The sequence below is a fragment of the Burkholderia aenigmatica genome, from assembly GCF_902499175.1.
Classification (GTDB): domain Bacteria; phylum Pseudomonadota; class Gammaproteobacteria; order Burkholderiales; family Burkholderiaceae; genus Burkholderia; species Burkholderia aenigmatica.
This window is the reverse complement of sequence record NZ_CABVQC010000016.1, coordinates 15,750-29,245: the sequence shown is the minus strand read 5'-3', so window position 1 is coordinate 29,245 and position 13,496 is coordinate 15,750. Positions and strand designations below refer to the sequence as shown.

The following is a 13,496-nucleotide window of genomic DNA, read 5'->3' as shown; positions in this document are numbered from 1 at the left end:
CGACAACACGGCAAGGCACCCGATACCCACCACATGACGTAGCTTCATCCGTTCGTCCCGCCCTCTCTTTGCGTCGATCCTGTTGGCAAGAACCGCTCGTTGATCTCCCTGACCGTTACGGTGCGCTGGCCGCCTGCGGGAACGACGGCATCGCGGATGCGTCGGTGCCCCACGTCGTGGCGCTCGCGTCGGACGTCATCGCGTACGACAGCTTCCCGCCCTTCGCGATCTGCCCGAACGGCAGCCATGCGGTCGCGTAAGGTGCGCCGTTCAGCTTCAGCGACTTCACATAGAACGACGCGCCGTCGCCCGAGCCTGCGCCCGGCGCGACGATGTGCAGCAGGCGGTAGCTGCCGTCCTTCTGCCCGACGCGCACCGCGATCTTCTCGAACTGCGGGCTCGACAGCGCAACGCCGCTCACGCCCGGCACGACCGGATAAAGACCGAGCACGGCCCAAACGTACCAGCCGGAAATCGCGCCGAGATCGTCGTTGCCCGGCAGCCCGGCCGCGCCGGTGCCGAACTCGTTCGCGAGCGACGCGTGCAGCACGCGCTGCGTATGCGACGGCGCGCCGGCCCATGCATAAACCCACGGCACGGCCATCGTCACTTCGTTGCCGACGTAGAAATACGGCTGCACGGTGCCGATGTTCAGGTGCGTGAAGAACGTATCGAGCCGCTTGACGACCGGTGCGGCACCGCCAGCCTGCGCGACCACGCCGGCGAGGTCGTGCGGCACGTACCACGTGTATTGCTCCGAGTTGCCTTCCATGAAGCCCGTGCCGTCGGTGACCCACGCGCCGGCCGACGTCTTCGGCTGGATCGCCCCCTGGTCGAACAGGTTTTGCCAGTTGCCGCTCGACTTCAGCAGCGTGCCGGCCGTCGCCGTATCGCCGAGTGCCGTCGCGAAGCGCGACACCGCAAAATCGCGCACCGCATATTCGAGCGTATTCGACGCGGTCTGGTTGTCGCCCGAGCCCGACGACGGCACGTAGCCGAGCCGATCGTAGTCCGCGCGGCTGCCCATCACCGGCGTGCCGGCGCACGCGGCGCCCGGCGCCGTGCTGCGCTTCATGATCGACAGCGCGGCCTGCGTGTCGAAGTTCGTCGCGCCGAACGCATGCGCGTTCGCGACGATGATCGAGCCCGCGTCGCCCGGCATCACGGCCGTCTCGGTATTGAAGTACGCCCAGCGCGGGAACGCGCCGCACGCTTTCGCATCGAGCACGAGCGACTGCACGATGTCGCTGGTCCGCACCGGATCGAGCAGCGCCTGCAACTGGATGAACGAGCGGTCGATGTCCCAGCCGGAGAAGTTCGCGTACATCGTGCGGCCCTTGTCGACCTGGCGCGTCGGCGCGGCCGATGCGCCGTTCGACGCGTAGAAGTCCGGATACTGGCCGTTCACGTCGTTGAACACGTTCGGGTGCAGCGACGCGTGATACAGCGCGGTGTAGAACTTCGTCTTGTCGGCATCGCTGCCACCCGTGACCTGGATCGCGTTCAGACGCGCGTTCCATGCGGCGCTCGCCGCGCTGCGCACCTTGTCGAAGCGCCAGTTCCGGCTGCCTTGCGCATCGGTTTCAGGATTCTCCGCGCGCAGGTTCGCCTTCGCATTCGCTTCGCTGACGAACGAAATGCCGAGCTTCATCATCACGTCGGGATGCTTGCTGTCGACATTGAACGTCACGTTCACCGGACTGTTGCTCGACAGCGCCGGCTTCGCCGCGAACGGCTGGCTGAATTCCGCGTAGTAGTAGACGGGCACCGCATGCCCGGCCCAGCAGAATCCGCCGCCCGCGATCGTGCCAGACAACGCGCGGTCGCCGACCTGGCTGATCGTGTCGCTCGTGGTGCCCTGTGCACGGTTGTTCAGCACCGTCGGATCGATCGCGATCGTCGCCTGCTGCCCCTGCGCGAGTGCCGGATACGTGAAGCGCGCGAAGCCGGTGCGCACCGTCGTCGTCAGCTCGGCCTTGATGCCGTTACCGAGCGTGACGCCGTAATAGCCGGCCTGTGCGGTTTCGTTCGCGTGAGTGAAGCTGGCCGGCGTACCGGCGTCGCCGGGCGCAAGCTGCGGCATCACGTTCAGGTAGCCGCCGTTCGCCCAGCAGCCGGTGCCGCTCAGGTGCAAGATGCTGAACGCATTGATCGACGTGTCGCCGTACCAGTAGCCGCCGGAGAAACCGGAGCCGTCGCCCTTGCTGCTGTCGTATTGGGCGGTCGGTGTCATCGGGCTCCATTGCATCATCCCGAACGGCACCGTCGGCCCCGGGAACGTGCCGCCGCCGAGGCCCGAGCCGACCGGGTCGGCCGGCTGGTCGGTCGCGTAGTCAGTGCCAATCAACGGATTGACGTACTGCGCGACGCGGATGTCGGCGTTTTTCCTTGCCGCTTCGTTGCCGTTACTGTTGTCGTTCTCGTTACCGTTTTCGTTGCCGCCGTTGCCGTTTTCATTGCCTTGCGACTGCGCGGACGCCGACAGGTTTGCAGCGGCCGCCGACGGCGAATCACCATCGCCACCGCATGAAGACAAGACAACGCACAGCGCCAGCAGCGCCGTTCCCAACCCCCAGTTCCTGGACATCGCCCGTCTCCGTATCGTTCTTGAATCACGATGTTGATTCGAACTACTGAGCTTTAAATCAGGATGCTTTTTGATGAATTCCGCTTGCCCGGCCGATCGGTCGAAAATCCCTGGTGCGGGTAGTTATTTCCGTATTCGCGCACCTGGAAAAGGATGCGCCGGCATGTCGAAATGCCGGCACCCAGGAACGGACAATGCGCACAAGCGTGCCCAAATAAACGTGATTTCTCTACCCCGTATTTTTACGAATTTTTATTTTGTTTATCTAAACAAGAGGCTATTGATTCGGTTTTTATGCGGAATGGGGCATTGAATGCACGATTGGCCATCAAGGCTGCTTCGGCAGATCGACATAATCCTCGAGCTCGCCCGCGACATAGAGCCGCTTGCCGACTCGCGGGTATTCGCAGACGTCGTGTTCGAGCCGCTGCCCGCCGACGAGCAGTTCCAGCGGCGTATCGCCGGTGTTCTGCACCGTATGTGCTTCACCGCCGCGCGGAAAGCCCAGAAAATCGCCGGGCCCGATTTCATCGGTGCGTTCGCCGATCGTGACCGCGCCCGTACCGGACAGCACGTACACGAACTCTTCTTCGTACAGGTGACGGTGATACTCGGCCGATTCGTGACCGGGCATCAGCGTGAGCAGGTGAACACCGAATTGCGTCAGGCCGGTCAGGTCGCTGAGTTGTCGCTTGAGACGAACGGCATTGGGATTCAGCGAATGCACCGCGCGCGTCGGCTCCATCTTCGCGATATCGGCGGCCTTCAGCAGTTCACGGGGGGAATGGGTCGACATGGGGGTTCTCTCGTTGGCATCATGCTTCGATTGAGCGAGCCACCCAGGCCGGCACGGCGCGCGTGCCGGCCATTGTCCGATATTTTCCTGCGGGCAAGGGGCGGGGTTCGATGGAAAAACGACAGGCGGTCCATCCTCATCCGCACACACCGCCCCGTTGCCCGCCCATCCCCTCTGCTTCGCGCGGACACGCGAGCGCAACTAGCGCGCAAATTTCTCCTGCGTCGCGCTGCCGTAGACGGCGTAAAGCGAGCCCGCCAGCATCGCGAGGATCAGGCCGACGCTGATCGCGACGCGATAGACGCTGGTGATCTCGACGTAGTGCTGCAGGTCCGGCATGCCGATCTGAAGATAGATCCACCCGACCAGCGGCACGAGCGCATAGAAACTCGGCAGCGCCAGCACGCAGAGAATGGCGAACAGACTCCACTCCTTGACGAGCGCGTGGCGTTCACGCATTACGCCCCACAGCAGCAGCACCGCGAAGAACAGTTCGAACGCCCCGTTCATCTGGAACGGTGTCCCGCCGGACGACGTGATCGCGGTCGGGCCGCCCAGCAATTGCCCCCAGTACAGCAACACGGCGCCGTTTGCGGCAGTCAGCACGCCGGTCGCCATCGCGAGCCGCATCGTCCGCGCCGGCTGCGCCTTCCCGATGAACGCGGCGCGCAGCAGGAACGGCGCGAGCGCACACACGCCGATCGCACTGACGGCATAGAGCCAGCGAGAACCGGGCGCAGCCCGCAGCACGCTACCCTGGAACGCGGCCAGTCCGGCCGGAATCCAGTCCTTGCCGGCCCGGAATTGGTCGAGGCCAGGCGTCACCAGGTAGTGATCGACGACAGCGGCCAGCGCGGCGATGCTCAACACCGACAGCACCGCGACGCCCACGTTGGCGACGGCCTCCGTCAACGCGGCCGGGAACACCGGGCCGGCGCGGCCCGTGGCCGGGCGAGACTTCTGGAACCAGCGATTCATGCACAGCAGCAGGTAGCCGAAGAGCATGCATTGCGCGATCAGCACGGCGACCGCCGAGAAATTGGACGTGTTCTGGTTGACGTCCGGATAGACCATCGCGGCCCAGATCCAGTCGATACGCGTAAACGGCGCCGTGAGCAGGAAGCCGTAGTTGATCGCCATATACGCCTGATGCTGGGCGATCTCGCGGCGGATCAGGTGATGGATCGACATCCACAGCGAGGCCGTGACGCCCAGCGCGAGAAACCAGAGGCCGGTCGCGAACGTCAGCGTGTCGTACATCATCGCGACCGGCGTACGCACCATGTAGGTCATCGCGCCGATCATCGCGATCTGCGACGACACCATGTAGACCACGCCAGCCGTGCGATGCCAGCGCGGATAGTTGCGGCGCAGCGCCGGCCAGAACTGCAGTGCGCCCAGCAGCATGCACGTGCCGCCCATGATGTTGTGCAGCGACAGGATGACGATGTTGGCCTTCGGCATCTGTGCGTAATAGAGCACGGTGTCGTAGAAGCCGTTCTCGCCGAACATGAGCCGTGCCGACGTCAGCCTGGCCGCGATCCAGATGAACGGATCGTCGGTGCCGAACACCTGCCCCCAGCCGGGATCGCCGCCGGCGACCGACATCGCGCGGAGCTGTTCGCGCGCATGCAGGAGCGCGTCGCCCGATACCGCGCCGAAATTCGCCTGCCCGGTCGCAATGGCCGTCAGCGCGTAGAGCACGGTGACGATGGCAAACGCCACGAACACCACGATGGCCCACGTGCGCAAACGGCCGCCCGGCACGTCGCCAGCACGCGCCGCGATGGCAGAAGCCTTCGCCGCCGGGTGCCCGATGTCATTCGATCCTGCCATCCCGTCTCTCCCTGATCGTGCGTCGTTATCGATGGACTCAAAGCCACGCCATGCCCTGCCGCACCGCGTCGTGCGCATGCTCGGTCAGCGGGTCGCCGTGCGCGAGCGCCACGCGTTCGAACGGCCATTCCAGCAGCCGGTCGATGCATGCGCGGGCCACGCGCCGGTCGCGATAGACCACGCGCAGCAACGGATGCCAGCCGACCTGCCCGAGCACGCCGCCCAGGCGCAGGTAGTGCCGCGTCAGCCAATGCGGCGACGCGTGAAAGTTCTCGACGAGATCGCAGGCGATCAGCGTGCGGCTGGCCGGGTGATAGAACACCGTCTCGCCCAGCAGGCAGCCTTCGATCGTCAGCAGTTCGAAGTCGTTGCCCCATTCCGGATGCGGCACCTCCGTCAGCACCGCGTCGAAGCGCAGATCCTTGCGCTTGCGCTGCAGCGCCGCCGGGCCGTGCAGCAACGCGCGCGGATACGCGGCGACGGCGCCGGCCGCATAGAGGTGATGAAACAGGTTCGGGCAGACGATGTGGCCGACCTCGCCGAGCGCATCGACTGCCGCGCGCAACCCGGCATCCAGCGGCACCGGCGAATGCAGCAGCAGCCGGCCCGACGACAGCCGGACGACGGTCATGCGCGTACCGACATGCAGCCCCATGAAAGAATGAGGGACTGATGCAGTCCAGATATCCTTCGTCAACGAATCAAGGGCGGGCATCGCCAGAACCGACAATGTTTGAGTTGCAAACATTGTCGAACGTGACATTGAACACTGTCAAATGAGTAGAAACCCCGGGAATCAGAAAGCGGGCTACCACCACGGCAACCTGCGGCAGGCCGTGCTGGATCTGGCCTTTGCCGCGCTCGAGCATGCGAACGGGCGGGAGATGAGCGTGCGCCATCTGGCCACGCAGCTGGGTGTGTCGGATTCGGCCGTCTATCGCCACTTCGTCAACAAGGATGCGCTGCTGGTCGCGCTGGTGGTCGACGGCTTCCGGCGCCTGACGCAAGTGCAGATCGACGCGTTCGCCGCGGAAATTTCACGCGGCGCGTCGGCGCGCGACGCGTTTCGGGCCGGCGGGTTGGCCCACGTGAAGTTCGCGCACGCGCATGCCGAGTTGTTCCGGCTCATGTACGGCGGCTTTGCGGTCCAGCACCGGGACGATGCCGAACTCGTCCAGGCCCGGCGCGAGAACAGCGAGGTAACGACGCAAGCGATCCGGAGGATGGTCGGATCCACCATCGACGAGCAGCAGATCCGCGCGTTCAGCGTCGGCGTGCGCAGCTTCGTGCATGGCTTCGCCATGCTGTGGATCGACGGTCACCTGGAAGGTGGCGAGGCCGAGATCGAGGCACTGGCGGAAGCCGCGTTCGAATTCTCGATGCACGCGTTTCCCGACTCGGTGCGCTGACGATGCGGCGGATGCGGTGCTTGCGGGGAACGCGGCGCGCGTGAGTGAGTGAACCTCTTCGAACCCACCGTGGAATAAGGCTCTCCGGGCAGTGTGTCGGTCAAAACCGCCATACCGATTGATGCAGCACGTGCCAGTGTTGCACGGGCGAGCACAGAAGCCCGTGATGGCACGCCTGGTGAGGGAGTATCCGCCACCTCAAGGGCCGCGCTCCAGGTCGAAGACGGACTCCCCGAAATCACCTTGTCGCCATGGCTCGTCGGGTCGCGTCGCCAACCACAATCTGCGCTCGTCCATGCAAGCTCGCTCGTTGCATCGATCTCTCCTCCCGGTCAATGTGCGTCACCGGCCATCGCCGAGAAGTCCGGTGCCTCGAACGGCGGAGCCTGATACGTCATGTCGATCGAGTAGCCCTGAGCCTTCAGTTCAGCCTCGCGCTTCGATCGTTCTTTCACTGCCGGCCTCAGTTCATCGGACAGATATTTCTTCCAGTTCCTTCGACGCTCAATGCTGTCCGAAAAATAGGGGCTGTAATTATCGGATGCAGTACTGACTTGAAGATCCGACAAATAATATCCCATACCATCAGCCCCGGATGACAGATATGAAACCGACAACGTTAAAAATATACCATCCGCATAAAAACACCACCTCGGCTCAACAGCGATCAAACTCTTCCACTCCGCTATGCTTGGCGTATAGGTTGAATCTATCGAATAAAGAACACCAGAATTTGTTAATGCGTAAGTCATGGCCTCCTTTCCAACCAGGCGAGGCTCCGAGGTCTCTATGTATCGCACCCACCCCGCAGATCGCAATCTATCAAGCAGGCCAGCTATCTTATCTCGAGCCTCTTCATATGAGATGAGTCGCGATGAAGATGGATTAAAACTGATATCCCAATTATCAACCCCATCCTCCGGACTATCCTTATCCCCTAGACCTGTCACGATCAAGGCATTGTCGAGATCGAAAGAATGTTTTTCTTGCACATATTTTACCAACCCAAGCTTATGCCGATCATCCCAATGAGCCGCATATGCATACACACCAGATGGGTGATTCACCAAGGAAAATCCCTGAGCCGTGGCATCTGACCTACCCTCGGCTCCGAACTTGATCGTGACGACTCGACTCGACATCTTCTCATTCTTTTTGTATTGATTACTCAGTAGCGCGAGAAACGCAACGCACAGAGCGATCATCACAAAATACAACCAGCGCAATTTACTCGACTTCATTGAATCCCACCTTAGTTTGTCCTTCTCGTCGAGATCGAACTCTTCAAGGAACATCCGCGCATAGCTTGAGGCAACTCACCGAGCTCTCGCACCGCAGTGCCTGGAGACGAAGTTGGCATCCCCAGGCTCAATTTTCGTCTCGAAATGGTGTGCGAACTGAATCGATAGTCAGGTGTTCCATCTTTCAGGATGGGTGTGCGCGTATCCAACTGAGCCATCGCATATGGCTGAGCGAGCGACCAGATGAATTTGCAATCACAGTGCGTCCCGATACATGTATTGCTTGTCGGATCGGGGGGGCCTTCTGCCAGAGTATCCCGCTCTAGCCAGAGTTGAAGTTCTCAGCTACGACATGCTGCGTCCCTTGCAGATGGGTGATCGGCGGCAAAAAATGAATAGCAGGCTGCGTACTTACTGGTCTGCCGCCAGCATTCGAGAGATCATCTGGCGTTGTTGGTTAAGCGGGGCGAGCTGGAGCGCCTTCTTGCCCGCCTTGTCAAAGTCGCCATTCAGGGCGTTTGCGGCCATTCTTTCGAGGGCCTCAACATTCCCTTTTCAGAGGCCCATCAGGTTCGCGAGCCAGGTGTTCTGCGAGACCTTCGAAGCGCCGCCGCCGCACCGCCGCCGCTCAGCGCACGTGCACGCCGCGCAGTTGCGTCAGCAAGGCCACGAGACGATCGATGTGCGCGTCTTCGGTACGCCACGACGACACGCTGATCCGGAACGCCGGCCGCCCTTGCCACACCGTCGCGCCGAACCATACTTCGCCCGACGCCTGCGCGGCCTCGCGGATCGCAGCCGTTTCATCGTCGGTGCCGGCGCGCATGAGCACCTGGTTCAGCACGACACGGTTCAGCACGTCGTAGCCGGCGGCACGCAGGCCGTCCGCGACCCGCGCCGCCTGCGCGCAATGCCGCTCGACCATCGTGGCCACGCCGGCACGGCCGAGCGAACGCAGCGCGGCCCACACGGGAATGCCGCGCGCACGCCGCGAGAATTCGAGGTTCAGGTTCTTCTGCGCGTCCTGCGCGCCGCTCAGGTAGACGGCGTCGCTGTTCATCGCCGTGGCGAGCGCGTCCGCGTCGCGGCAGATCACCATCGCGCCGTCGTACGGCGTGTTGAGCCACTTGTGGCCATCGGTCGTCCAGCTGTCCGCGCCGTCGATGCCGTCCGTCAGCGCGCGCTTCGACGATGCGCGGGCCCACAGGCCGAACGCGCCGTCGACGTGCACCCACGCGCCGGCCGCCTTCGCGGGCGGAATCAGCGTCGCAAATGGATCGAACTCGCCGGTATTCACTTCACCGGCCTGCACACAGAGGATCGTCATGTCGTCGAGCGGCGGCAGCTCTGCCGGGTCGATGCGGCCGTGCGCGTCGACCGGCGCGACGATGACGCGCTTCATCCCGAAACCCAGCACGCGCAGCGCCTTCTTCACCGTGATGTGGGCAAGCTCGGAGATCACGACCTTCACTTCGGGCGCGCCGATCAGGCCGTCCTCGTCGACGTCCCAGCCCTTGCGCGCGAGCAGCGCGCGCCGCGCGGCCACCAGCGCGACGAGCGTGCAGGCCGTCGCACTCGTGCCGAAGCCGACCGCGCTGTCTTCGGGCAGCCCGAGCACGTCGACGACCCAGCGCGCGGCCTGGCGCTCGATCGTCGCCGCGACCGGTGAATTCGCATACGACGACGCGCACTGGTCCCACGCCAGCATCAGCCGCTCGGCCGCCGCCGCGGCCGGCAGCGCGGCGCCGATCACGAAGCCGAAGTAGTTCGGGCCGTTCGACGCGACGGTCGCGGGCGTACCGCGTTCGTCGAGCAGGCGCAGCACGTCGTCGGCCGGGCGCCCCGTATCGGGCAGCGGCTCGTCGAACGCCGCAAGGCCGGCCAATGCGGCCGCATCGGGAAACGCGCGCCGCTCGTTCGTCGCGGCCAGATACGCGTGCGCGCGCCGGTCGGCGTCGGTCAGCAATGCAAGTTCGTCCATGTCGGTTGCCTCGGTAGGAGTCAGAGTTGCGAGAGATCGTGGCCGAGCTGCTGCAGCGCGCCGTCGATCCGCTTGTAGTACGTGAACTTGCCGACGCGGGTCGCCTGCACGAGCCCGGCATCCGCGAGGATGCGCATATGGCGCGTGGTCGTGGCCGGCGCGATGCCGAGCTTCTCGGTGATGTACGTGCAGCACACGCCGAGTTCGTCGACATCGCCGTGCGGCTGCGGCGGGAAATGCTTGCGCGGCTGCTTGAGCCAGCGCATCACGGCCAGGCGGCTTTCGTTGGCCAGTGCGCTGATGCGGGTGACGTCGTTCATGAGAATGCGGAGCTCGATTAACGTTTCGAATATTAGCTAAATGACGAAATGTGATCAACCGGGTCGGACGATGCGCTAAAGTGCCCGCTCTTCGTCGAACAACAAGATCATTCATTCCACCGGGGCCATTCATGATCGATCGAAAGCCGCAGCCTGCGCGCGTCGTCGCAGCGCTGACCGTCTCCCTGTTGCTGGGCGCATGTGCGACCACTTCGACGATCAAGCCGCGCCCCGTCGTCGGCCCGGCCTACCCGTTCATGCAGTTCGACGCGCAACGCACGTTGCTGGCCGAAGCCGTCGCGTACACGGGCCCGGCGGCCCGCTGGCGCTTCGTCGACAGCGCACGGCATACGTCGACCGCCTTCCCGTCCGGGGCGGGGATCCAATACATGACGTTCCGCAGCGACAATCCCGACACGATCGTCATTTATGCGGGACAGAATGCAGTCGCACGATGCACATCCGGCGTCGCCAAGGGCCAGGCGTGCCCGCGCCTCTACATCTGGCTCTCGACCGACGGCGGGCAGCACTTCCTGCGCCGCGAAATCGACCTGCCCGCGCTCGCTCACTCCATCTCCAACAACTCCGGCAGGCACGGTGGCACGCCGCCGTTTCCGGTACCCGCGATGGTCGTCGAGCGCGGCATCCTGTATGTCGCGGCGGGCGGGGATGCAAAGCCGCTCGTGCGCGTCAACGGGTGGCCCGGCGGCATGACCGTCCTGTCGACGGGCGAAGCCGTCGAGCACACGACACCGCTCGGGCGCGCCTACACGTGGCCCGAAGGGATCGAGGTGCGGCGGCCCATCGACAAGATCGGCCCGCTGAAACGCGGGCCCGTCTATCTGTTCGCGGTCGCGCTGCCGGCCGCGACGCAAGCGCCGCCCGACGAACCGGCGACGGGCGATGCATCAGTCGCCGATGCGCCCGTCTGCGCCTATCGCCGGATGCGCAAGACGTCGAGCCTGCTGCCGAACCTGACGGCCGTTCCGCTCGTCGGCAGCCGGCTCGAACAGGCGCCCGCGCTTCCCGACTTCGCGATGCCGGCCCCGATGCCATACGGCCAAAACGACCTGTACCAGGCGAGCATCAGCGAAACCCGCCGCGGCGAGTTGCTCGACAAGTGGCGCAATGTCTATCCCGAGTGGGTCGCCGCCCAGCCGCCGGTCAGGAAGTTCACCCCTCGCGCGATGCTGGAGCTGAGCGCGGCCGAGATCGACTGCGGTCCCGACTACCCGTCGAAGTGGGACTGACGTCGATCCGCGTTCACGCCGCGAGCGCCTGCGCCAACCTGTCGATCAGCGCGCGCACGCGCCTTGGCTGCACGGCGTTGCCCGGATAGACGATCTGCAAATCGACGTCACCCGGCGAGAACGCGCGCAGGACTTCGACGAGCGCGCCGGACGTCAGATCCTGCTCGACGTCGACCAACGACTTCAGCGCAATGCCCTGCCCCGCGATGCACCACGCACGCACGAGCGCACCGTCGTTGGCCACGCGCCGGCCGCGCACCGTCACGCGCTTCGATTCGCCATCGATGCTGAACGGCCATTCCGCATACAGGTCCGGCCCGAAACGCATCACGATGCAGTCGTGAGACGCGAGATCGTCCGGATGCTGCGGCGTGCCGTGCGCCGCGAGATACACGGGCGACGCGCACACCACGCGCCGCGCGCGGCCGAGCGAACGGCTGCGCAGCGAACTGTCGGCCAGCACTCCGCGGCGGATCGCGAAATCGAGCCCCTGCCCGACGACATCGACGTAACCGTCGCCGAGATGCAGATCGACCGTCACGCCCGGATGCTCGGCCAAGAACCCGTCGACGACCGGCACCACGCGCTCGCGGCCGAGATCGGCCGGCGCGCTCAGGCGCACCGGCCCCGACAGGGTCTGCACGCCGAGCCGCACGCGGCTTTCCAGTTCGTCGGCCTCGGCCAGCAGGCGCCGCGCGCCGTCGACGAGCGTGCGACCTTCGTCGGTCAGGCTGATCGCGCGCGTCGTGCGCGTGAGCAGCGCCGCGCCGTAGTGGCGCTCGAGCGCCGTCAGACGCTCGGACACGGTGGCCGGCGACAGCCCGACCTCACGGCCCGCCGCGGCCAGCCCGCCCTTCTCCACGATGCGCAGGAACAGCGCGAGATTGTCGAGCAGCATTATTCGCCTCTTCCGAACGATATTTTCGAAGTCTGCCCAATTATCCGAAATATCCGCAAGCGATAGAGTGTGGCAACACCGGCTTCGCAGCCGCCACCCGGCACTTCGATCACCCAAAGGAAACCCGCCATGGAATACCGCACCCTCGGCCGCTCCGGCCTCAAGGTTCCCGTCCTGAGCTTCGGCGCCGGCACGTTCGGCGGCACCGGCCCGCTGTTCAGCGCATGGGGCAACACGGGCGTCGACGAAGCGCGCCGCCTGATCGACATCTGCCTCGAAGCGGGCGTGAACCTGTTCGACACGGCCGACGTGTATTCGGACGGCGAATCCGAGCGCGTGCTCGGTGCCGCGCTCAAGGGACGTCGCGACCAGGTGCTGATCTCGACGAAGACCGGCCTGCCGACCGGCGACGGCCCGAACGACGCGGGCACGTCGCGCGCGCGGCTGGTCCGCGCGGTCGACGCCGCACTGCGCCGCCTCGACACCGACTACATCGACCTGCTGCAACTCCACGCGTTCGATGCGGGCACGCCGGTCGAGGAAGTGATGTCGACGCTCGACGATCTCGTGCGCGCGGGCAAGCTGCGCTACATCGGCGTGTCGAACTTCGCCGGGTGGCAGATCATGAAGTCGCTGGCAGTGGCCGATCAGCATGGCTGGTCGCGTTACGTGGCGAACCAGGTCTACTACTCGCTCGTCGGTCGCGACTACGAGTGGGACCTGATGCCGCTCGGCGCCGACCAGGGGCTCGGCGCGCTCGTCTGGAGCCCGCTCGGCTGGGGCCGGCTCACCGGCAAGATCCGGCGCAATGCGCCGCTGCCCGAAGGCAGCCGCCTGCATGAAACGGCCAGCTATGGGCCGCCGGTCGACGACGCGCGCCTGTACGACGTGGTCGACGCGCTCGACGCGATCGCCGAGGAAACCGGCAAGACCGTGCCGCAGATCGCGCTGAACTGGCTGCTGCAACGCCCGACCGTGTCGTCGGTGATCATCGGCGCGCGCAACGAGGAGCAACTGCGGCAGAACCTCGGCGCGGTCGGCTGGGCGCTGACCGATGCGCAGGTTGCGAAGCTCGACGCGGCAAGCGCGGTGGAAGCGCCTTACCCGTACTTCCCGTATCGCCGGCAGCAGGCGTTCGCGCAACTCAATCCGCCGCTGCGCGGGTAACGGCGACGGCC

11 protein-coding genes are annotated in these 13,496 nt (G+C 64.8%); 3 read left to right on the top strand and 8 right to left on the bottom strand.

Annotated features, from left to right (window positions below):
* Window positions 1-115: 115 nt before the first annotated feature.
* The 4 genes from BDO18943_RS13780 to BDO18943_RS13765 all read right to left on the bottom strand — a co-directional run bounded on the left by BDO18943_RS13780 (window position 116) and on the right by BDO18943_RS13765 (window position 5,934).
* Entirely contained in the window at window positions 116-2,587 is a 2,472-nt protein-coding gene (locus BDO18943_RS13780) for a GH92 family glycosyl hydrolase (protein WP_175022728.1), read from the bottom strand.
* A 328-nt stretch (window positions 2,588-2,915) separates the two neighbouring features.
* The gene (locus tag BDO18943_RS13775; RefSeq protein ID WP_175022727.1) at window positions 2,916-3,383 is read right to left on the bottom strand and encodes a cupin domain-containing protein; all 468 of its coding nucleotides are present in this window, start codon (window positions 3,381-3,383) and stop codon (window positions 2,916-2,918) included.
* 201 nt (window positions 3,384-3,584) lie between these two features.
* Window positions 3,585-5,219 carry a DUF2306 domain-containing protein gene (locus tag BDO18943_RS13770; protein WP_175022726.1) on the bottom strand — a complete coding sequence of 545 codons (1,635 nt, stop codon included), beginning with the start codon at window positions 5,217-5,219 and terminating at the stop codon, window positions 3,585-3,587.
* Between the two features lie 37 nt (window positions 5,220-5,256).
* Complete coding sequence (locus BDO18943_RS13765; protein WP_175022725.1) at window positions 5,257-5,934, bottom strand: DUF4336 domain-containing protein; 678 nt, start codon at window positions 5,932-5,934, stop codon at window positions 5,257-5,259.
* A gap of 61 nt (window positions 5,935-5,995) precedes the next feature.
* Between BDO18943_RS13765 and BDO18943_RS13760 the strand changes: the two genes are divergently transcribed.
* Window positions 5,996-6,628 carry a TetR/AcrR family transcriptional regulator gene (locus BDO18943_RS13760; protein ID WP_175022724.1) on the top strand — a complete coding sequence of 211 codons (633 nt, stop codon included), beginning with the start codon at window positions 5,996-5,998 and terminating at the stop codon, window positions 6,626-6,628.
* Window positions 6,629-6,960: 332 nt separating this feature from the next.
* Here BDO18943_RS13760 and BDO18943_RS13755 read toward each other — a convergent pair whose 3' ends face one another.
* The 3 genes from BDO18943_RS13755 to BDO18943_RS13745 all read right to left on the bottom strand — a co-directional run bounded on the left by BDO18943_RS13755 (window position 6,961) and on the right by BDO18943_RS13745 (window position 10,170).
* Entirely contained in the window at window positions 6,961-7,923 is a 963-nt protein-coding gene (locus tag BDO18943_RS13755) for a hypothetical protein (protein ID WP_175022723.1), read from the bottom strand.
* Between the two features lie 574 nt (window positions 7,924-8,497).
* Entirely contained in the window at window positions 8,498-9,850 is a 1,353-nt protein-coding gene (locus tag BDO18943_RS13750) for a pyridoxal phosphate-dependent decarboxylase family protein (protein ID WP_175022722.1), read from the bottom strand.
* A 20-nt stretch (window positions 9,851-9,870) separates the two neighbouring features.
* On the bottom strand, window positions 9,871-10,170 hold the full coding sequence (locus tag BDO18943_RS13745; RefSeq protein WP_175022721.1) for an ArsR/SmtB family transcription factor: 300 nt from the start codon (window positions 10,168-10,170) through the stop codon (window positions 9,871-9,873).
* A 131-nt stretch (window positions 10,171-10,301) separates the two neighbouring features.
* Between BDO18943_RS13745 and BDO18943_RS13740 the strand changes: the two genes are divergently transcribed.
* Complete coding sequence (locus BDO18943_RS13740; RefSeq protein ID WP_175022720.1) at window positions 10,302-11,420, top strand: hypothetical protein; 1,119 nt, start codon at window positions 10,302-10,304, stop codon at window positions 11,418-11,420.
* A 13-nt stretch (window positions 11,421-11,433) separates the two neighbouring features.
* Here the strand turns inward: BDO18943_RS13740 and BDO18943_RS13735 are convergent, their stop codons facing one another.
* A complete protein-coding gene (locus BDO18943_RS13735) occupies window positions 11,434-12,318 on the bottom strand; it encodes a LysR family transcriptional regulator (RefSeq protein WP_175022719.1) in 885 nt (294 codons plus the stop codon).
* Window positions 12,319-12,447: 129 nt separating this feature from the next.
* Here BDO18943_RS13735 and BDO18943_RS13730 point away from each other — a divergent pair, with 129 nt between their 5' ends.
* The gene (locus BDO18943_RS13730; protein ID WP_175022718.1) at window positions 12,448-13,485 is read left to right on the top strand and encodes an aldo/keto reductase; all 1,038 of its coding nucleotides are present in this window, start codon (window positions 12,448-12,450) and stop codon (window positions 13,483-13,485) included.
* The last annotated feature ends 11 nt before the right edge of the window (window positions 13,486-13,496 follow it).